Source organism: Mesorhizobium terrae (genome assembly GCF_008727715.1).
Taxonomy (GTDB): Bacteria; Pseudomonadota; Alphaproteobacteria; order Rhizobiales; family Rhizobiaceae; genus Mesorhizobium; species Mesorhizobium terrae.
Window position 1 is genome coordinate 937,272 of sequence record NZ_CP044218.1, and the last position, 19,576, is coordinate 956,847.

Genomic DNA, 19,576 nt, shown 5'->3' on the forward strand with positions numbered 1-19,576 from the left:
TTGGGGAAAGGGTAAGCAGCACTGCCAAGACCAGCCGGGTGTCGGCTGCTCAGCCATGATTGAAGACGACCGTCTTTGTCGCCGACATGTCGTAGAGCGCCTCGAAACCCTTCTCGCGGCCGTGGCCGGAACGCTTGAAGCCGCCGAAGGGCAGTTCGATGCCGCCACCGGCTCCGTAACCGTTGACGAACACTTGGCCGGAACGCACGCGCTTGGCCAACCGGTGCTGGCGGGCGCCATCCTTTGTCCAGATGCCGGCGACGAGGCCGAATTCGGTGCCGTTGGCGAGCTTGACCGCCTCGTCCTCGCCGTCGAAGGCAAACAGCGTCAGCACCGGGCCAAACACCTCTTCCTGCGCGATTGCTGCAGCGGGGTCGACCGATCCAAACAGCGCCGGGGCGAAATAATAGCCGCTGGCCGGGGCATCCTTGTGCACCGAACCGCGCGCCAGAACGGTTATGCCTGCCTTCTCGGCGTCGGCCACCATGCCGGCGACCCGCGCCTGCTGGCGTGGATTGATCAGCGCGCCAAGGTCGAGATCGGCATCGTGCGGACCGGCGACCAGTTTGGCGAAACGCTCGGCCAATGCCTTGGCGACCTCGTCGTAGACGGGCCATTCGACCAGAACGCGGCTGCCGGCCGAGCAGGTCTGACCGCCATTCTGGATGATGGCGTTGACCAGCACCGGCACCGCCTTTTCCAGATCGGCGTCGGCGAACACCATCTGCGGCGACTTGCCGCCGAGTTCCATGGTGACGCCGCGATTGTTGATGGCCGCCGCCTGCTGGATCGACGTGCCTGTGGCCGGCGAGCCGGTGAAGGTGACGTAGTCGACGTCGCGATGGCCCGACAACAGCGCGCCGGCCTCGCGGCCATAACCGGTGATGACGTTGAAGACGCCCGCCGGGATGCCGGCTTCCAGCGCCAGTTCCGCCATGCGGATGGTGGTGAGCGAGGCATCCTCGGCCGGTTTCACCACCAGCGTATTGCCCATGGCGAGCGCTGCGCCGGCCACCCGCGCCAGGATCTGCAGCGGGTAGTTCCAGGGGATGATGCCGGCGACGACGCCATGCGGCTCGCGCAATGTAAGCGCGGTGTAACCATCGAGGAAAGGAATGGTGTCGCCATGGATCTTGTCGGCGGCGCCGCCGTAGAATTCGTAATAACGCATGGTGGCGGCGACGTCGGCCTTGCCCTGCCGCGCCGGCTTGCCGGTGTCGCGCGATTCCAGCGCGGCGAGTTCGGCGCTGTGCTTCTCGACCAGATGGCACAGCCTGGTCAGGCAGCGGCCGCGTTCCACCGCCGGCATTTTCGCCCAAGGGCCGTGCTCGAAGGCATGGCGGGCACTGGCGACGGCCAGATCGACATCGGCCTGGCCGGAGGCGGGGATGGAGGCGAAAACCTGGCCGTCCGAGGGGCAGGCGACATCGATGCGCAGGCCGGAAACGGCGTCCACCTGCTTGCCGCCGATGATCTGGCGGAAGCTGCGGCCTTCCGCCACCGTGCTCGAAAGATGTCCGTCCATACCTGGCTTCTCCTGTGGCCTTTTGGCTAAGGCGCCCTATTCTCTGCCGGACGCAAGCGTGGCGACACTATCGCGCAAGGAACATCGTCCGTGCTGGACCAGTGTCAAGGGCGATGCTGTGTCACCATTACACTGGTAAAATTAAATCGATTAGATTATATCGGCTTTCGTCGCATTGCGGCAGTGTTGTTAGCGCATGGTGACGCACCCGTTGAATGGCGAAAGCAGCGCGCGAGATCGGATAGAGCATGACAAGGCAGATCATCCCCGTCGACCCGTTCGACTTCATCATTTTCGGCGGCACGGGCGACCTTTCCGAGCGCAAGCTGTTGCCGGCGCTCTATTATCGCCAGCGCGACCATCAGTTTTCCGAGCCGACCCGCATCATCGGCACCTCGCGCACCAAGATGAGCGACGAGGAATTCCGCACCTTCGCCCGCAAGGCCATCGCCAGCCATGTCGCCGCCGCCGATGTCGACGAGAAGGAGCTGGAGAAGTTCCTGGCACGGCTTTCCTATGTGCCGGCCGACGCCACCACCGGCACCGGTTTCGACGCGCTGAAGAAGGCGATCGGCGCCTCCACGGCGATCCGCGCCTTCTACATGGCCGTGTCGCCGTCGCTGTTCGGTTCCATTTCCGACCAGCTCAAGAAACATGAGTTGATCACGCCGGCTTCCCGCATCGTTGTGGAAAAGCCGATCGGCCGCGACCTCGCTTCGGCGCAGGCGCTGAACGATCTGGTCGGCGACGATTTCCACGAAAGCCAGATCTTCCGCATCGACCATTATCTCGGCAAGGAGACGGTGCAGAACCTGATGGCGCTGCGCTTTGCCAACGCGCTCTACGAGCCGTTGTGGAATTCGGCGCATATCGACCATGTGCAGATCACGGTCGCCGAAACCGTCGGCCTGGAAGACCGCGTCACCTATTACGACAAGGCCGGCGCCCTGCGCGACATGGTGCAGAACCACATGCTGCAGCTGCTGTGCCTCGTCGCCATGGAAGCGCCGTCGTCGATGGATGCGGATGCCGTGCGCGACGAGAAACTCAAGGTGCTGCGTGCATTGAAGCGCATCAATGGCACCGAGGCGCCGAAACACACGGTGCGCGGCCAGTATCGCGCGGGCGCTTCCGCCGGCGGGCCGGTCAAGGGTTACGTCGAGGAACTCGGCTCGGAGAGCAACACCGAAACCTTCGTCGCCATCAAGGCCGAGATCGCCAACTGGCGCTGGGCCGGCGTGCCTTTCTACCTGCGCACCGGCAAACGGCTGGCGGCGCGCGTTTCCGAGATCGTCATCGAGTTCAAGCCGATCCCGCACTCGATCTTCAACGGCGACAGCGCCGGGCCGATCTTCGCCAACCAGCTGGTCATCCGCCTGCAGCCGGACGAAGGCGTCAAACAATACATCATGATCAAGGACCCGGGCCCGGGCGGCATGCGGCTGCGCCAGATTTCGCTCGACATGAGCTTCGCGCAGCAGTTCCAAAGCCGCGCGCCGGACGCCTATGAGCGCCTGATCATGGACGTGATCCGCGGCAACCAGACGCTGTTCATGCGCCGCGACGAGGTCGAGGCGGCATGGAAGTGGATCGACCCGATCCAGAACGCCTGGGAAAACGCCAAGCAGGACGCCCAGGGTTATACCGCCGGCACCTGGGGACCGTCGGCCTCGATCGCGCTGATCGAGCGCGACGGCCGCACCTGGCACGAGAGCAACTGATAGCCATGGCTTACCATTGGAACGAATTCGACGACCGCGCGGCCCTGGCTTTCGCGCTTTCCGGCAAGGTTGCCGCCCTGCTCGCCCGGTCGGTCGAACGGCGTGGCACCGCCTTGCTGGCCGTTTCCGGCGGCACGACGCCGGCGAAGTTCTTCGCCGCACTGTCGCGGGAACAGATCGCCTGGAACAAGGTCATCGTGACGCTGATCGACGAACGCTTCGTGCCGGCCTCCTCGCCGCGCTCGAATGCCGGGCTGGTGGCGGCGAACCTCTTGCAGAACGCGGCAGCCGCCGCGCGTTTCGTGCCGCTCTATCATGAGGCGGCCAGCATCGAGGATGCCGCGCGTGCCGACAATGAGGAGCTGAAGGCGCTGCCCTGGCCGCTCGACGTCGCCATTCTCGGCATGGGCGGCGATGGCCATACCGCATCCTTCTTCCCCGACGCCGACACGCTGCCGACGCTGCTCGATCCCGCCTCGCCGCGCATCGTGCTGCCGGTGCATGCGGTGAGCGCCGGCGAGCCGAGGCTGACGCTTTCGGCGGCGCGCATCCTGGAAGCGGATTTCGTCGCCGTGCACATCGAGGGCGCCGAAAAGCGCGCTGCCTTCGACGAGGCGATGGGACCCGGCCCGAAAAAGCCGATCCGCGCGGTGCTCGACGCCGCCCCCGTGCCCGCGGAGATCTACTGGGCGCCGTAAGCAGCCAAGCCGTCGGTCCCGGCCGGAGGGAGGCCGCGCTCCGGGACCTCGTTCGAACAGGATTGAACGCCATGACCGCCAGGAAAGACATCGAAGCCATCACCCAGCGGATTCGCGAGCGCTCGCGCGCCAGCCGCGACATCTATCTTAGCCGCATCGGCGAAGCCTCCGGCCGCGCCGCCAACCGGGCCGTGCTGTCCTGCGGCAACCTTGCCCACGGCTTTGCCGTCTGCAGCCCTTCGGAAAAGGTGGCGCTCGGCGCCGACCGCGTGCCGAACCTCGGCATCATCACCTCCTACAACGACATGCTGTCGGCGCATCAGCCGTTCGAGACCTTCCCGCAGCTGATCAAGCAGGCGGCGGCGGAAGCCGGCGGCATCGCGCAGGTGGCGGGTGGCGTGCCGGCGATGTGCGACGGCGTCACCCAGGGCCAGCCCGGCATGGAACTGTCGCTGTTCTCGCGCGACGTCATCGCCATGGCGGCGGCCATCGGGCTTTCGCACAACATGTTCGACGCCGCCGTCTATCTCGGCGTCTGCGACAAGATCGTGCCGGGGCTGGTGATCGCGGCACTCACCTTCGGCCATCTGCCGGCGGTGTTCATTCCCGCCGGGCCGATGACCTCCGGCATTCCCAATGACGAGAAGGCGCGCGTGCGCCAGCTCTACGCCGAGGGCAAATGCGGCCGCGCCGAACTGCTCGAAGCCGAATCCAAATCCTATCACGGCCCCGGCACCTGCACCTTCTACGGCACCGCCAACTCCAACCAGATGCTGATGGAGATCATGGGCCTGCACACGCCGGGCGCTTCCTTCGTCAATCCCGGCACGCCGCTGCGCGACGCGCTGACCCGCGAAGCCGCCAAGCGCGCGCTCAGCCTCACCGCCATGGGCAATGCCTATACGCCGGTCGGGCGCATGATCGACGAGCGCTCCTTCGTCAACGGCGTCGTCGGCCTGCACGCCACCGGCGGCTCGACCAACCACACCATCCATCTGATCGCGATGGCGGCGGCGGCCGGCATCAAGCTGACCTGGCAGGATATTTCCGATCTCTCGGAAGCCGTGCCGCTTTTGGCGCGCGTCTATCCGAACGGGCTCTCCGACGTGAACCATTTCCACGCCGCTGGCGGTCTTGGCTTCATGATCCGCGAGTTGCTCGACGCCGGCCTGCTGCACGAGGACGTGCAGACGGTGTGGGGCGAGGGCCTGCGTCCCTATGCGGTCGAGGCCAAGCTTGGCGCCGACGGCCAGGTGGTGCGCGAGGCGGCGCCCGCAACAAGCGGCGACGCAAAGGTGCTTGCGCCGGTGAAGCAGGCTTTCCAGCCGACCGGCGGCCTCAAGGTGCTGAGCGGCAATCTCGGCCACGCCATCATCAAGACCTCGGCGGTGAAGCCGGAGCGGCGCGTCATCGAGGCGCCGGCGAAAGTGTTCCACAGCCAGCAGGGGCTGAGCGATGCCTTCAAGGCCGGCGAACTGACCGGCGATTTCATCGCCGTCATCCGCTTCCAGGGGCCGAAGGCCAATGGCATGCCGGAACTGCACAAGCTGACGACGGTGCTGGGCATCCTGCAGGATCGCGGCCAGCGCGTGGCGCTGGTGACCGACGGGCGCATGTCGGGTGCCTCCGGCAAGGTGCCGGCGGCGATCCATGTGACGCCGGAAGCGCTGGAAGACGGTCCGATCGCGCGCGTGCACGATGGCGACATCGTCCGTCTCGACGCCGATGCCGGCACGCTGGAAGTGCTGGTGGAGGCCGGTGAATTCGCGGTGCGGCCGGCCGCTTCAGCCGACCTGTCGGAGCACGAGTTCGGCCTCGGCCGCGAATTGTTTGCCGGCTTCCGCCAGATGGCCACCCGCGCCGACCATGGCGCCAGTGCATTTGGGTGAGTTAGGCGGCGCCTCTTTCTCCCCTTGCGGGGAGATAGAGGCCAAGCCCGTCCCTACTGCACAGTGATCTCGGTGCGGCCGCCGGGCTTCACCGTCACCGGCATCTCCTTCGAACCGCCGTCGTCGGGCAGGTTGCGCACGACGATGTAATCGCCGGCCGGCACCGCCTCCTGGCGCTTGTCGCCGTAATCCAGCCCCAACGACTTGCGGTTGCCCTGCGCATCCCTGGCGAACAGTTCCGTCGTGTCGGCACCCGGCGCGCTGATGATAAGAACGCCGGCATTGAGATTGATCTTGATATTGTTGGCCTCGCCCACCTTGACGGTGAAAGGCTGCTCGGCGCTGGCGAGGTCGGCGTTGGCGATGGCGACATAGTCGGCGGGCGGCAGGTCGAATTTCGCGCCGGCGCCATAGGCGCGCTCGATGTCCTCGCGCGAACCGTCGGCCTTCTTCTCGGCCTTGACGATCCGGAACGAGACGGCGTTGCCGTCCACCTTGTCGCCACCCTCGGCGTAATAGGCATTGAGCGTCGCCCTGCCGACGCCGACGATGATGTCCTTGTCGAGCGTCTGGCCGGCGGCGAGCTGCACGGTCTCCGTCTTCTTGCCGCTGCCGATCGAGACGGTCACCGTCTGCTCGCCAGCCGGCAGCACCAAGGTCGCGTCGCCATAGGTGGTGGCGCGATCGCCGGGATAGCTCACCTCGATATGGGCGACGGGATCGACCTCGGCGCCGGCGCTCGGGCGCGGATGGACGCGCAACGTGCCGGCATTAAGCACGAAGGCCGGTTTGTAGGTCTCGCCGGCAACGACCGTCAGCTTCTGCTCGGCCCGCGCTTCGCCAAGCCGCGCCACGACGACATAGGCGCCGGGCGCCAGCGTGCCGGCATAGTCGCCATATTGCGTATCGAGATAGGAGCCGCGGCTGCCGTCGGCGCCGGCCTTGTAGATCTCCCAGATATTGCTGCCCTTCACCGGCGCGCCGCCCTGGGTGAGCGTCACCGTCGGCTGGAAGTTGACCCCGGGTTTCTGTGTCTCCGCCGGCGCCTGAGGTGCCGGCGTGGTCGCGGGTGTCGTCTCGGCAACGGCCGGGGCTGGGGCAGAGGTCGACGCCGGAGCGGGAGCGGGTGCCGCGACCGTTGCCGTCAGCGCCTCGCGCAATCCCTTCTCGTCGGAAGCCTGGATGTATTTGCCGCCGGTGGCCTCGGCCAGACAGGCGACCTCCCGGCCCTCATTGGCATTGAGGCCGAAACCGACGACATCAGCGACGAAACCGGTGCCGGCCGCCTTCAACTCCTTGCCGAGCGCGCAGGGATCGCCGCCGCAGCTCTCCAGCCCGTCGGTGATGACCACCACCTTGGACGTGCCTTCGGTGTAGCGCAACGCCTCGGCCGCCTGCTTGACGGCGGCGGCGAGCGGCGTCTTGCCGAGGAATTTCAGATTATCGGCCGCGCTCAGGATGGCGTTCGCCGTGCCCGCCGCCGGCGGTACGATCAGCTCGATGTCCTTGCAGCTCGCCTTGTCGCGGTGGCCATAGGCCATGAAGCCGATTTCCTTGTCGGCGGGCAAGGATTGCAGGACGCCGCGCAGCGACTGGCGGGCGATCTCCTGCTTGGGCTTGCCGTCGATCTGCCCCCACATCGAACCCGACGCGTCAAGGATGACGATGGTGCGATCGGCGGCGGCGGCGATTGCCGTCGACCATGAAAGCACGATCGCCGCGACGGCGACCCGCGCAAGAACAGGCATCAGGCAAACTCCAGGAAGATTCGGGACCAATCGACAGGCATGGATGCGCGGAAGCTATGTGACCCGCGCCATCGTGGCAAGCGACGGACTGGCTTCAATAGGCGGTGCGGCGTTCCTCGCTCGGCGGGCGGCCGAACTGCAGCCGGTAGCTCTGGGCGAAATAGGAATGCGAGGTGAAGCCGGTGGCGATCGCCACGTCGAGGATCGGCATGTTGGTCTGGCGCAGCAATTCGCGCGCCCGCTCGAGTCTCAGCCGCATGTAATAGCGCCCCGGCGTCATGGTGAGATGCCGCAGGAACAGCCGCTCCACCTGCCTGACCGAGAGCCCGGCCGACTTGGCGAGCTGGACCGCCGACAGGGGTTCGTCGAGATGATCGGCCATCAGTTCGACGATCTTGCGCAGCTTCTCCGACTTGCCGGTGAGATCGCGTTCGGGGCCGACACGCTGGCGGTCGCCGGCAGAGCGGATGCGCTCGTGCTGGAACTGGTTGGCGACCGCATTGGCGATGTTGGTGCCGAAATCGCCGCGCACGATCTCCAGCATCAGGTCGATCGAGGTCGTGCCGCCGGCCGACGTATAGCGCTTGCGGTCGATCTCGAAGACGTTGCCGGTGCATTCGATGTCAGGGAAACGCTCCATGAAACCGGCGCGATTTTCCCAATGGATGGTGCAGCGGTGGCCTTCCAGCTGGCCGGCCTCGGCCAGCACGAAGGAGCCCACCGACAGCGCGCCGAGCGCGCCGCCGCGCCGGCCCCAGGCGCGCAGGGCGCCGAGCACCTTCGACTTGCCGGGGAATTCGAGATTGAGTGCCACGCAGACGAACAGAATGTCGACCGCCGGAATGTCGGCAACCGAATAGTCGACCTTCAGCGGCAGGTCGTTGGAGGCGGTGACGGCATCGCCGTCCGGCGAAACGGTGGTCCAGGAATAGAAATCGCGGCCAACCAGACGGTTGGCCGAGCGGACGACATCGATCGCCGCCGCCACGGAAAACATTGGAAATTTGTCGACCAGCAGGAAGGCAAACCGCCTGCCGCCTTGAACGGCGTCCGCCATGATGGGCCGTTCTACAGGAACTGAAGGCGTCGGCAAAGCTGAGCTCTTTCGATGCGGGCGGTCAGAAGGATGGCCGGTCGAGGCCGGCGGCAAGATAGGCTGAAGTGACCGTGTTGGCCATCAGCATCGCAATGGTCATCGGCCCGACGCCGCCGGGAACCGGGGTGATGGCACCGGCGACCTGGGCCGCACCCTCATAGGCGACATCGCCGACCAGCCGCGACTTGCCCGGCCCCTTGTCGGGCGCGGGGATGCGGTTGATGCCGACATCGATGACGGTGGCGCCCGGCTTGACCCAATCGCCCTTGACCATTTCCGGCCGACCGACGGCGGCGACCAGAATGTCGGCGGTGCGCGCCAGCGCCGGCAGGTCCTTGGTGCGGCTGTGCGCGACGGTGACCGTGCAATTGGCGGCGAGCAGCAGATTGGCCATCGGCTTGCCGACGATGTTGGAGCGGCCGACGACCACGGCGTTGAGACCGGACAGGTCCTTGCCGCGCACGCGCTCGATCAGGAGCATGGAGCCGGCCGGCGTGCAGGGCACGAAGGCGGTTTCCATCTCGCCGGCGCCCAGCTTGCCGACATTGACGAAATGGAAACCGTCGACATCCTTGTCCGGCGCGATGGCCTGGATGACCTTGCCGGCATCGATATGGCTGGGCAGCGGCAGCTGCACCAGGATGCCGTGGATGGCGTGATCGGCGTTCATGTCGTGGATCAGGCCGAGCAGTTCGTCCTCGGTGGTGTCGGCGGGCAGCGTGTGCTGCACCGAATGAAATCCGCATTCCTTGGCCGTGCGCGACTTCGAGGAGACATAGACCTGGCTGGCCGGATCCTCGCCGACGATGACCACGGCAAGGCCGGGCCTGCTCGCCCCCTTGGCATGCAGCGCGCCGCTCAAAGTCTTGACCTTGCCGACCACTTCCTCGGCAACCTTCTTCCCGTCGATCACGTCAGCCATGAAGCCACCCTGAAATCCAAATCACTCGCCATGCTAAAGTATGCGGAGGGGAATTTTCACGAAAAATCGTTGGCGCAATCCCGTGCCAGCGCCGTCAAATGCCGTAAACTCGAAACCGATGTCGCAATCCTGTCCCATGCCGGCGCCGGACAGGCGAGCAACCATCGCGCCGCGCGACGACGGTTGCGAGGGCGACACGCGCCGCTCATTTTCCATAAGCTTCGGCGTCGACGGCCGCGTCGATTGGTTACCGCGGCCGTCAGTCGGCTAGCCGCTGCCGCCTGGCCAGCATTTCCTTGCCGGTCAGCTTCTGGCGCATGACACGCCACAGGAACAGCGGATTGCCGACGACGTAGCGGCGCCAGAGCCGGCCCGGTTCGAGCATCAACCGGTAGACCCATTCGAGCCGCGCCCGACGCACCCATAGCGGCGCGCGCGGCATCGAGCCGCTCATGAAATCGAGCAACGCGCCGACGGCGAATGGCAGGGTGCAATGGCGCCCGTCGAGATTGCGGGAAATCCACAATTCCTGGCGCGGCACGCCCATGGCGACAAGCAGGATGTCCGGGCGCAATTCGGCAAGGTGGCGGACGATTTCCGGCTCCTGCGCCGGCGAGAAAAACCCGTCCTGCACGACGACGATGCGGTGTTGCGGCGCCATCTCCTGCAGCCGCTCGCAGGCGCCTTCGGCATTCTCGCGCGTGGCGCCCAGCAAGCCGACGGTCAGCGGTTCGTCGATTGCCCGCAAAAGTCCGGGCACCAGGTCGGTGCCGTTGAGATTGGCCGGAAACGGCGCGCCATAAAGCAGCTTGGAAGCGATATCGACGCCGACGCCGTCCGGAAGGATCATGAAATCGTCCAGCGCATGGGCGAAGACCGGATCGACGCAGGCGGTGTTGGCATTGTGGGCGTTGAGGAAGGTGATCTTGGTGAAACGCTTCTCGCGCACCAGCCCGGTCAGAAGCGACAGCGCCTCTTCCCAACCGAGACTCGCGACCGGAATGCCCAAGATCGATTTTGTTTCACCCACGCCGCTATTCCCGCCGGCCGGCATCTCCGCTGCCGTCCCCTTTATCGAGGCCTTCGCCATGGTTCGCGCAGACACTCTATACCCCCGCCTTCGCAATGGTTCGCGCAGGCATCCTAGGCCCCTGCCTTCGGCATGGGCACCGCCAGAGCCGGACGATGACACAAACAGGGCCGCATCACTACTTTCCTGGACCCAGCATTAACAAGGGACGGTGAAGCGATAATTAAGAATCGCCGCCGGTGCCGATGCCCCTTCACAGCGCCCATACGCGCGGGTTTTGGCCGAACCCGGCCATCGGGCCCTGCGGCTGGCACACACATTTCGGAAAATTGCGCCCTGGCGTCCGGTCTTTCCCCGCGCCGCGCGAGCGTCTATGGAAAGGCTTTCCGGGAAGCTTTTCATGACCATCAAGCTCGTTCTGGCCGGTTGCGGCAATATGGGTTACGCCATGCTGGTCGGCTGGCTGAAATCGGCCAAGCTGAAACCGGCCGATGTGTTCGTGGTCGAACCGAACGAGGCCTTGCGGGCCCGCGCGGCAGCGCTGGGCTGTGCCGTGGCCGCCGATGCCGGCGACATTCCGTCCGCTTCCACCCCCGCCTTTGTTGTCCTTGCCGTGAAACCGCAAGTGATCCGCGAGGTGACGGAAGCCTACAAGCGGCTGGGCAATGGCGCGACCACCTTCGTCAGCGTTGCTGCCGGCACGCCGGTCGCCACCTTCGCCGGCATTCTCGGCGAACGCACGCCGATCGTGCGCTGCATGCCCAACACGCCCGCCGCCATCGGCAAGGGCATGATGGTGGTGTTTTCCAACAGCCTGGTTTCCGAAGCGACACGCACCACTGTGGCCGATCTGCTCTCGGCCAGCGGCGCCGTCGCCACCATCGACGACGAGGGGCTGATGGATGCGGTGACCGCGGTTTCGGGTTCCGGCCCGGCCTATATCTTCCACTTCATCGAGTGCCTGACGGCGGCCGCCGAACAGGCCGGCCTGCCGGCGGAAACGGCCCGGCTGCTCGCCATGCAGACCGTCTATGGCGCCGCCTCGCTGGCGGCCGAAAGCAAGGAAGACCCCGGCCTTTTGCGCCAGCAGGTGACCAGCCCGAACGGCACCACGGCGGCGGCACTTGGCGTTTTGATGGGTGGCGACCGGCTGAAGACGCTTGTCACCGAGGCCGTGGAAGCGGCGCGGGCGAGGTCGGTCGAACTCGGCAAGTAGAAAAACTAGCCCGCCCCGTAGAGCATCTCGTCCTGCCGCTGGCGCAGCGCGTAGAGCCGCGTCGAGGTGTCCGGCGCGGCGTTGCCGGCGGTGATCAATTCGCCCTTCTTCACGGCCTTCAGCACCTTGCCGCCCTCAAGCAGCCCGACGGGAAGCGCGCGCTGCGCCCGGGCGTCCTCCACCGTCATCGTCCAGGAGCGGTAGCAGGTTTCGCCGATCGCATCGAAGGTCTCGCCGGCGGCGAGGTCGCGCTTGGCAACCGCGCAGACTTCGGCCACAGGTCTCGGCAGCGGCACCATGTCGGGCTTGCCGTAAAGCATGATGCGCGCCGCCGTCAGCGGCACCTCCAGCGAGGTCAGGTGATAGGGCCTGAACAGTCCGTAATACGGCCCCTTGCCGACATGCAGATCGTCCAGCCGCTCGATGATGCGCGGATGCGTCGCCTCAACGATGACGAAGACGCCGGGCGCCACGCCCTTGCCGATCGTGTAGTCGACCACGCCCTTCTTCGACAGCACGCCGCCGTCGGCGCGCGGGATCAGCACCTTCGCCAGTTCGTCGCGATGCGCGGCCGGGCCATGCATGCCGGGTCGGTCCGGCACCAGGCCGGTGGCATTGGCGATGGCGCACATCTCGACCATGGTCTTGGAACCGTCGACGAACTCGACCAGCATGCGCGGGTTCATGTTGCGGCGTTCGGCTTCGGCGCGATAGTCGTCGGGCACGGCGTCGTGGTTGAGTGGATTGTTCTTGCCCTTGCCGGCCGCCACCACCGTGCAGCCGAGCGCCGAGACGAATTCGATCAGTTCCATGCAGGAGGATGGCTCGTCGCCGGCGCCCAGCGAATAGACGACGCCCAGCCGGTCGGCCTCCCGCTTCAAGAGGCAGCCGATGGTGACGTCGGCCTCGACATTCATCATCACCAGGTGCTTGCCGTGCTCCATCGCCGACAAGCAGAAATCTGCGGCGACGCCGGGCTTGCCGGTGGCGTCGATCACCACGTCGACCAGCGGGTTGGTGACCAGCATCTCATTGGAGGTGATGGCGATCTTGCCGGCCTCGATGGCGGCGGTCACCTTCGACTGGGTGTCAGCCTCGCACGCCATCGCCTCGTCGCCATAAGCGATGCGGATGGCGTCGCGCGCGGTGTGCGGGCGCCGCGTCGAGATGGCGCAAATCTCGATGCCCGGCATCAGCATGCCCTGGGTGACCAGATCCGTGCCCATTTCGCCGGAGCCGATGACGCCGATGCGGACCGGCTTGTTGTCGGCGGCGCGCCGGGCGAGATCGCGGGCAAGTCCGGTCAGGGCGACATTGGTCATGAACGAAGTCCAGTGGCTGATTTGCCGGCTCTTGCCGGAAACGGCCGGAGCTTGTCAACAAAACCGCCGCCGCGCCGCGCGGTGCACCTTGCGGTTGTTACGCCAAAACATCCGATCTGGATCATTGGGAACCCGGCGCCTCCATGTTTATTGGCTCCGTCGACCCGGCTTCTTTTCAACAGGCCTCCAGGCCATAGGGAAACGATCATGCGCATTCTCGTCTTCCAGCATGTCGATGTCGAGCATCCCGGTATTTTTCGCGAATTCTGGGCGGAACAGGGGCATGAATGGGTGCCGGTGGAGCTGGATGCCGGCGAGGCGATCCCCTCCTTCGACGGGTTCGACCTTCTCGCCGTGTTCGGCGGGCCGATGGACGTGTGGCAGGAAGCGACCCATCCATGGCTGGTGGCGGAGAAGGCCGCGATCCGCCGCTGGGTGATGGAGCTCAAGCGTCCTTATCTCGGCATCTGCCTCGGCCACCAATTGCTGGGCGCCGCGCTCGGCGGCACCGTCGGGCCGATGAAGACGCCGGAAGTCGGACTGACGACGGTCGGGCTCACCGATGCCGGGCGGGCCGATCCGATCTTTGCCGGATTGGGACCGACCGTCGAATGCCTGCAATGGCATGGCGCCGAGATCTCGAAGCCGCCGCAGGGCGCGGAAATCCTCGGCGCCAACGCCGCCTGCGCCACGCAGGCCATCCGCTGGGGCCGCCACGCCTATGGTTTCCAGTATCATCTCGAGGTGATGGACACGACGGTGGCCGACTGGGCGGCGATCCCCGAATACAAGGAAAGCCTCGAACGGGCGATGGGCGCATCCGCCGCCGCAACCTTGGATGAAGCCATGGCCTCCCGGCTGGCCGATTTCCGCGCCGCGGCCAGGAAACTCAACGACAATCTCGCCGCAATCGTTGCGTCGGCATAGCGCGTGACCCCACCACGGCTGTGGCTCACCACCGCGCGCCGATTTTCACCGCCATGGTGTGGTCCTGCGCATTGCCGCCGGTGCCGCGCGCGGTGCTGTAGTCGAAGCCGAACAGCCAGCCATTGGCGATACTGGCCTCGAAGCCCAGTCCCAGCCCGAGATAGTCGCGGCTTTCGGCCTTGACGTCGAAGCCATAAGGCAAGCCGTTGCCGAGGTCGGCATAACCCATCGAGGCGCGGCTGGAGCCGCTGAAATCATGCGTGTATTCAAGCCGCGCCTTTGGCGTGAACACGCCCCAGGCCATCGGCATCGCATATTCGGCCCGCAGGCCCAGCACGCCGGCCACCGTCGACAGCGATTGCGCGCCATAGGTCAGATTGTAGGGACCGGCGCCTGTCTCGGTGTAGGCATCCAACCGCGACCATGACGCTTCGAGCCTGCCATAGGGCGACAGCAACCGGCCATCCTGGCGGTGTTCGTAGGCCGTGGTGAGCGAGCCGAACAGCTGCTGGCCGTCGCGGCCGCCTTCAGCGAAACCACCTCCGTTCGTCACGAAGCGGCGGCTGTCGAAATCGAGCCGGCTGTAGCCGAGCAGGCCGTCGACGAAGACATTGGCGACGGGATTGTAGCTGCCATAGGCGGCGATGCTGATCGCCTGCGCCTGGCTTCTCGTGCCGTTTTCGCCAATGTCGGCGATGTCGCGGCCATAACCGAAACCGATGCCACCGACAAAGCGCGGCGAGAAGCGATAATCGACGCCGCCGCTGACGCCAGCCAGCGTGTTCTTGATGTCGATGCCGCCATTGTCGCGCTGGCCGAAATTGACGAAGCCGCCGGCCCAGAACGCCATGGCCTTCGGCGCAGCGTTCGCGGCCGGCTCGCCCGAAAGCCTGTCCATCGGAAAGCCGAGCGTGGTGCCGGACCGCGCCGTGCCGCGCTCGTCCTCGGCATAGGAGAGCGGCTTGCGCGCATTGGTCTTCTCGCTGAGACCCAGCTGGATATTGACCGAACCGGCCTGCCGCTCGCTTTCGCTGTGCAGCTGCTCCAGCCGCCCGTTGAAATTGCGGATTTGCGCCGCGGCAAAGCGGTTCGCCGATTCTATCTGCGCTGCGATAAGGCCGGTCACTTCCGGGTCCCGCGCCGGGTCGGGCCGGGCAGCGACGTTGAAGGTGATGGTCGCGGGCGCCGAAGCGCCCCATTTGTTCGACACCGTGTAGGAAATCGCCACCTTGCCGGACGCGGTGGCGGCGGAAGCGAAGACCAGTTCGTAGTTGCCGCCATTGCCCTCGATCGACGCCCTGCCGTGCTCAGCGGCAGGTGGGCTGACGACCGATGCCGTCGTGAACGGTCCGCCTGTCGCGCCGGCCGTCAGGTTTATCCTCGCCGAGGTTCCGGCCAGGACATCCACGCTGATATTCTTCGCCACAGGAAGCGGGGCGGAGATGGCGAGTGCATAGGCCTGCGTTCCCGCGAAGCCATGCGCGTCGGTGGCGGTCACCGTGACGGCGAAACTGCCGGCTTGCGCCGGCGTGCCCGACAGCGTGCCGTCGGTATTCAACGTCAAGCCCGAGGGCAGCGCGCCGTCGCTGACGGCGAAGCTGTAGGGGCCGGTGCCGCCCGTGGCGTTCAGCACCTGCGCATAGGCATCGCCCCCCACCCCGGCGGGGAGCGAAGCCGGCGTGAGCCTGATTTCCGGCGCGGCGACAACCAGCGTGTATTTTTGATCGCCCGTGAAGCCGAACTTGTCGGCCGCCCGGACGGTGAGATCGAACGATCCCGACACCGTCGGCGTACCGGAAACCACACCTTTGGTGCTCAGGTTGATGCCGGCGGGCATGGCGCCCGACAAGACGGAGAAGCTGTAGGGGCCGACGCCGCCAGACGCGTCCAACGCCTGGCTGTAGACGACGCCGCCGGTCGCGTTCGGCAGGCTGCTTGGCCCGATCGCGATTCCCGGGGCTGCCACCTTCAGCGTCATCTGTTTGGTGCCGAAGAAGGGGGCGCCCGTTCCCGTCGAATCGTCGGTGGCCTTGACGGTGAAGTCGAAGCTGCCGGAGACACTCGGTGTACCTGAGATCGTGCCGCCGGGGTCCAGTGTCAGCCCGGACGGCAGGGCGCCGGTCAAGATTTCAAACCTGTACGGCCCGGTCCCTCCGGAAGCGGTCACTTTGCCGGTGTAAGGCACCCCGCCGGTGGCGTCGGATGGATTTCCGGCAACGGTGATCGTTGGCGAGCCAATTGTGATTTCATACATCTGGCCGCCGGAGAAACCGCCGCTGCGATCGGTCGCGGTGATCGTGAAACGGAACATGCCCGCTTGCGTTGGCGTGCCGGTGATGTTGCCGTCGGGCGAAAGCGTCAACCCGCCAGGCCAGGCACCGAAGACCGAATAGGTATAGGACCCCGAGCCTCCCGAGGCGGTCACTTTCTGGGCATAAGGCACCCCCACTGCCGGATCGAGAAGGCGGTTCGGGGTGAGCGAGATTGTTGGGGCAGTAATTGTGAAGGTGTAGCCTTGGCTGGCCATAAACGGAGCACCGACGCCCGTGGAACTGTCCCTCGCGGCGACCGTGAAACTGAAGCCGCCCGCTTCTATCGCCGTGCCGGAGATCTCGCCCGTCGTTGGATTGAGACTCAAACCGGCGGGGAAAGCGCCTGACGTTATCGCATAGGAGTATGGCGCTGTGCCGCCCGATGCGACCACGGTCTGGCTGTAAGCCGATCCGAGGACGGGGGCTGGCAGGGTGGGAGGCGTGATGGCAAGGGATGGCGCCTGCACGGCCAAGGAGAGTTGAGCTGAAGCCGATGCCTGTTGTCCGACTGAATCCGTCACCATAACGTTGACGTTGAAAGCACCGGCCTGCGTAGGCGTGCCGGAAATCGTGCCGTCCGCAGCCAATCCCAAACCGGCAGGCAGGGAACCTGACGTTATCGTGTAGCTGTAGGGCGCGATTCCGCCCGACGCGGACAGGGACTGTGTGTAGGTATCCGCTACCCTGGCTTGCGGCAAGCTGGCAGTCGTGATCGTGAGCGTCGAGTTCACGACCAGCGTATAGCCCTGTTCGCCAGACCAACCGCTGGCGTCTGTCGCCTTGATGGTAAAATTGTTGGGTCCGGCCTGCGTCGGCGTGCCGGATAATACGCCGTTGGCGCTAAGGGACATGCCCGCCGGAATAGCGCCGGTTGTGGAAAACGTAGAAGATCCTGTCCCCCCGGAAGCGGTGAATGTCGTGCTGTAGGCCACGCCGACGGCGGGGACCGGCAAGGTGGCGGGGTTGATGGTGATGGGCGTCTTGACGACCAGTGTAATCGAAGCCGATGTGCTTGGATCGTTGTTCGCATCGCCGGGATATTGGGCATCGATCAGATAAGCGCCCGCAGCCATTGAGCCCGAACTCCACGAACTCGTTCCGTCGGAAGCCAGGACGACGGTGATGGCCGACCCCCCATTTACTTTCACGTTCACCAGTCCAGTCGGCGTTGGACCAAGACCCGCGTTTCTGACGGCAACACTAAAATTAACAGTACCTCCCTCCGCGGCTGGATTGGGCGACACTAAGAACGTGGTTGTCGTGGGCGTTCCGGCCTGGGCCGTCGTGGACGACACAAGCGCCGCGAGGACGAACAGCGCCGTGCCGAACACGATTGCCAGCCCGGCGGGCATAGCGCCGCGCGCGCGATCGTTTCCCCGCCACCCCATCGAAGCCCCGCGATACGTCCACCAAATTCCAGCGAACTTCACGATGTGGCGGCCGCGGTAAATACGGCAAATGCCGTATTTTGCGCGCGAGCGCTCAATTAATTGATTGGCATTGGACGCTCGCCGCCCGGCCCTATCCTTATGAATTCCTTATTTTTTGACGCGGCCTTCTCACTCGAACCCTTATGTCGGGGCTCCTATTTTCCGGCTGCAACCGCCCGGCTCAGGCCTGCGGCGATGCACGAAAGGAAAAAGACATGCACAGGTTCCACACCTATAGAGGCAGCCACCATCCGCAGGCGCTGGCCCGCACGGCGCGCGCGCTGAACGACAACCGGCGCGCAGGCGAAGTCACCGAGCCGCTGATGTTTGCCCGGCTTTTCCTGGTGGTCGGCATCTTCTTCGCCGCCATCACCACTTTCCAGCATCTCGTCGCCTGATCGTTAGCGGCAAGGAAGACACCCATGCGCAATTCCCTGATTTCGGAGCCTCCTTCTACGAGCCACCGTTTCCTGGTGGGCCGCGACCATGAAGGACGCTGGATCGCCCGCGACGAACGCGGCTCCACCGGCGGTGTTTTCGCCGACAAGGCTTCGGCCATCCATTTCGCGGAGACGGAAAGCGACCACAGGGCCGGCTGCGTCAGCCTGGCGCCCGACGATGCGCGGCTTTCGCTTTTCAACTGACCCTGAAAACCGGTCGGCCTCCGCGCCGGCCGGCATCGTTCACATGCCGCCACGTTCCCGGACGCATCCCGCCGGCCGCGCAAGTGCCCCGCGGGCACCCGCCGGCGAAGTCCGGAACGGGCTTTGAGAAAAGAGGTTCACCACCATGGTTGCCGATATCGACAGAACGCGCTTCAAGGGCGCCATCTCGGCCCTGCCGACACCGTTCCGCAAGGGAGCGGTCGACATGGCCGGTCTCGATTTCCTCATTCGCTGGCAGCTCGACCAGGGCATAGACGGCATCGCGGTCTGCGGCACCACCGGCGAGGCGCCGACGCTGACGCCGGACGAGCACCTCGCGGTGACGCGCCGCGCGGTGGAAATTGTTGCCGGCAAAGTACCGGTCATCGCCGGTACCGGCTCGAACAGCACGCTGGAAACGATCCTGTCGACGCTCGCCGCCGCCGAATGCGGCGCGGATGCGGCGCTCATCGTCACGCCCTATTACAACAGACCGAGCCAGGAGGGTCTCTACCGCCACTTCGCCACCATCGCGCAGGCGACGACCATCCCGATCATTCTCTACAATGTGCCATGCCGCACCGGTGTCGACCTGTTGCCCGACACAGTGCGCAGGCTTGCCGCCTTCCCGGCCATCATCGGCATCAAGGACGCCACCGGCGACCTTAGCCGCGTCGAACGCACGACGAAGCTGGCCGGCCAGGATTTCCTGCAGTTTTCGGGGCATGACGCCACGGCGCTCGCCTTCAACAGCGCGGGCGGCGTGGGCACGATCTCGGTCGTGGCCAATATGGCGCCACGGCTGTGCGCCGACATGCATCGCGCCTGCCGCCAGGGCGACCAGCTTTCGGCGCGCACGATCCAGCGCCGGCTGGAACCGCTGGTCGCAGCGCTGGAGTGCGAGACCAACCCGGTTCCGGTGAAATACGCCATGCACCGCCTGCTGGGCCTGAGCCCCGAGGTGCGGCTGCCGCTGACGCCGGCCCTGCCGGAAACGGAAGCCGCCATCGAGGAGGCGATCACCGGGCTGTTCCCGTTCGATTTCGACCAGCCGCAGCCCCGGAGCCTTGCCGCCCGCCGCTAGGGTCGGAGCCCG

At 65.7% G+C, this 19,576-nt stretch carries 15 protein-coding genes; 8 read left to right on the plus strand and 7 right to left on the minus strand.

All coding sequences use genetic code 11. The features are described from left to right. Positions 1 to 49: 49 nt before the first annotated feature. Positions 50 to 1,525: an aldehyde dehydrogenase family protein gene (locus FZF13_RS05590; RefSeq protein ID WP_024926059.1), complete on the minus strand. Its 1,476-nt coding sequence runs from the start codon at positions 1,523 to 1,525 to the stop codon at positions 50 to 52. Positions 1,526 to 1,773: 248 nt separating this feature from the next. Between FZF13_RS05590 and zwf the strand changes: the two genes are divergently transcribed. The 3 genes from zwf (at position 1,774) to edd (ending at position 5,833) form a co-directional block, all read left to right on the plus strand. Beyond that, positions 1,774 to 3,246 (plus strand): glucose-6-phosphate dehydrogenase, encoded by a 1,473-nt coding sequence (zwf, locus tag FZF13_RS05595; RefSeq protein ID WP_024926058.1) that lies wholly within the window; start codon positions 1,774 to 1,776, stop codon positions 3,244 to 3,246. Further along, positions 3,228 to 3,944: a 6-phosphogluconolactonase gene (gene pgl / locus FZF13_RS05600; protein ID WP_024926057.1), complete on the plus strand. Its 717-nt coding sequence runs from the start codon at positions 3,228 to 3,230 to the stop codon at positions 3,942 to 3,944. The genes zwf and pgl overlap by 19 nt, the downstream gene beginning before the upstream one ends. Before the next feature lie 71 nt (positions 3,945 to 4,015). Beyond that, positions 4,016 to 5,833: a phosphogluconate dehydratase gene (edd, locus tag FZF13_RS05605; protein ID WP_036254523.1), complete on the plus strand. Its 1,818-nt coding sequence runs from the start codon at positions 4,016 to 4,018 to the stop codon at positions 5,831 to 5,833. Positions 5,834 to 5,886: 53 nt separating this feature from the next. Here the strand turns inward: edd and FZF13_RS05610 are convergent, their stop codons facing one another. The 4 genes from FZF13_RS05610 to FZF13_RS05625 form a co-directional block, all read right to left on the minus strand. After that, on the minus strand, positions 5,887 to 7,581 hold the full coding sequence (locus tag FZF13_RS05610) for a vWA domain-containing protein (protein WP_024926055.1): 1,695 nt from the start codon (positions 7,579 to 7,581) through the stop codon (positions 5,887 to 5,889). 94 nt (positions 7,582 to 7,675) lie between these two features. Continuing rightward, complete coding sequence (locus FZF13_RS05615) at positions 7,676 to 8,638, minus strand: GlxA family transcriptional regulator (protein WP_024926054.1); 963 nt, start codon at positions 8,636 to 8,638, stop codon at positions 7,676 to 7,678. Between the two features lie 61 nt (positions 8,639 to 8,699). After that, entirely contained in the window at positions 8,700 to 9,599 is a 900-nt protein-coding gene (gene folD, locus FZF13_RS05620; protein ID WP_024926053.1) for a bifunctional methylenetetrahydrofolate dehydrogenase/methenyltetrahydrofolate cyclohydrolase FolD, read from the minus strand. A gap of 259 nt (positions 9,600 to 9,858) precedes the next feature. Then, entirely contained in the window at positions 9,859 to 10,653 is a 795-nt protein-coding gene (locus FZF13_RS05625) for a WecB/TagA/CpsF family glycosyltransferase (protein ID WP_024926052.1), read from the minus strand. A 376-nt stretch (positions 10,654 to 11,029) separates the two neighbouring features. On the opposite strand from FZF13_RS05625, the gene proC reads away from it, so the two are divergent. Continuing rightward, positions 11,030 to 11,845, plus strand: coding sequence for a pyrroline-5-carboxylate reductase (gene proC, locus FZF13_RS05630; RefSeq protein ID WP_024926051.1), 816 nt, complete (start codon positions 11,030 to 11,032; stop codon positions 11,843 to 11,845). A 5-nt stretch (positions 11,846 to 11,850) separates the two neighbouring features. Here proC and FZF13_RS05635 read toward each other — a convergent pair whose 3' ends face one another. Then, entirely contained in the window at positions 11,851 to 13,167 is a 1,317-nt protein-coding gene (locus FZF13_RS05635) for an NAD(P)H-dependent oxidoreductase (protein ID WP_024926050.1), read from the minus strand. Positions 13,168 to 13,374: 207 nt separating this feature from the next. Here FZF13_RS05635 and FZF13_RS05640 point away from each other — a divergent pair, with 207 nt between their 5' ends. After that, the gene (locus tag FZF13_RS05640; RefSeq protein WP_024926049.1) at positions 13,375 to 14,094 is read left to right on the plus strand and encodes a type 1 glutamine amidotransferase; all 720 of its coding nucleotides are present in this window, start codon (positions 13,375 to 13,377) and stop codon (positions 14,092 to 14,094) included. Positions 14,095 to 14,119: 25 nt separating this feature from the next. Here FZF13_RS05640 and FZF13_RS05645 read toward each other — a convergent pair whose 3' ends face one another. Further along, the gene (locus FZF13_RS05645) at positions 14,120 to 17,794 is read right to left on the minus strand and encodes a putative Ig domain-containing protein (protein ID WP_081766960.1); all 3,675 of its coding nucleotides are present in this window, start codon (positions 17,792 to 17,794) and stop codon (positions 14,120 to 14,122) included. 257 nt (positions 17,795 to 18,051) lie between these two features. Here FZF13_RS05645 and FZF13_RS05650 point away from each other — a divergent pair, with 257 nt between their 5' ends. The 3 genes from FZF13_RS05650 (at position 18,052) to dapA (ending at position 19,564) form a co-directional block, all read left to right on the plus strand. Further along, entirely contained in the window at positions 18,052 to 18,234 is a 183-nt protein-coding gene (locus FZF13_RS05650; protein WP_024926047.1) for a hypothetical protein, read from the plus strand. Positions 18,235 to 18,258: 24 nt separating this feature from the next. Then, on the plus strand, positions 18,259 to 18,480 hold the full coding sequence (locus FZF13_RS05655; protein ID WP_024926046.1) for a hypothetical protein: 222 nt from the start codon (positions 18,259 to 18,261) through the stop codon (positions 18,478 to 18,480). 145 nt (positions 18,481 to 18,625) lie between these two features. Beyond that, positions 18,626 to 19,564 carry a 4-hydroxy-tetrahydrodipicolinate synthase gene (gene dapA / locus FZF13_RS05660; RefSeq protein WP_024926045.1) on the plus strand — a complete coding sequence of 313 codons (939 nt, stop codon included), beginning with the start codon at positions 18,626 to 18,628 and terminating at the stop codon, positions 19,562 to 19,564. Positions 19,565 to 19,576 lie beyond the last annotated feature (12 nt).

What these genes read in the sequence shown, in the direction of transcription:
- FZF13_RS05590 (WP_024926059.1), bottom strand. Translation starts at nt 1,525, where the DNA reads ATGGACGGACATCTTTCGAGCACGGTGGCGGAAGGCCGCAGCTTCCGC.
- zwf (WP_024926058.1), top strand. Translation starts at nt 1,774, where the DNA reads ATGACAAGGCAGATCATCCCCGTCGACCCGTTCGACTTCATCATTTTC.
- edd (WP_036254523.1), top strand. Translation starts at nt 4,016, where the DNA reads ATGACCGCCAGGAAAGACATCGAAGCCATCACCCAGCGGATTCGCGAG.
- FZF13_RS05610 (WP_024926055.1), bottom strand. Translation starts at nt 7,581, where the DNA reads ATGCCTGTTCTTGCGCGGGTCGCCGTCGCGGCGATCGTGCTTTCATGG.
- FZF13_RS05615 (WP_024926054.1), bottom strand. Translation starts at nt 8,638, where the DNA reads ATGGCGGACGCCGTTCAAGGCGGCAGGCGGTTTGCCTTCCTGCTGGTC.
- folD (WP_024926053.1), bottom strand. Translation starts at nt 9,599, where the DNA reads ATGGCTGACGTGATCGACGGGAAGAAGGTTGCCGAGGAAGTGGTCGGC.
- FZF13_RS05625 (WP_024926052.1), bottom strand. Translation starts at nt 10,653, where the DNA reads ATGCCGGCCGGCGGGAATAGCGGCGTGGGTGAAACAAAATCGATCTTG.
- proC (WP_024926051.1), top strand. Translation starts at nt 11,030, where the DNA reads ATGACCATCAAGCTCGTTCTGGCCGGTTGCGGCAATATGGGTTACGCC.
- FZF13_RS05635 (WP_024926050.1), bottom strand. Translation starts at nt 13,167, where the DNA reads ATGACCAATGTCGCCCTGACCGGACTTGCCCGCGATCTCGCCCGGCGC.
- FZF13_RS05640 (WP_024926049.1), top strand. Translation starts at nt 13,375, where the DNA reads ATGCGCATTCTCGTCTTCCAGCATGTCGATGTCGAGCATCCCGGTATT.
- FZF13_RS05645 (WP_081766960.1), bottom strand. Translation starts at nt 17,794, where the DNA reads ATGGGGTGGCGGGGAAACGATCGCGCGCGCGGCGCTATGCCCGCCGGG.
- FZF13_RS05650 (WP_024926047.1), top strand. Translation starts at nt 18,052, where the DNA reads ATGCACAGGTTCCACACCTATAGAGGCAGCCACCATCCGCAGGCGCTG.
- FZF13_RS05655 (WP_024926046.1), top strand. Translation starts at nt 18,259, where the DNA reads ATGCGCAATTCCCTGATTTCGGAGCCTCCTTCTACGAGCCACCGTTTC.
- dapA (WP_024926045.1), top strand. Translation starts at nt 18,626, where the DNA reads ATGGTTGCCGATATCGACAGAACGCGCTTCAAGGGCGCCATCTCGGCC.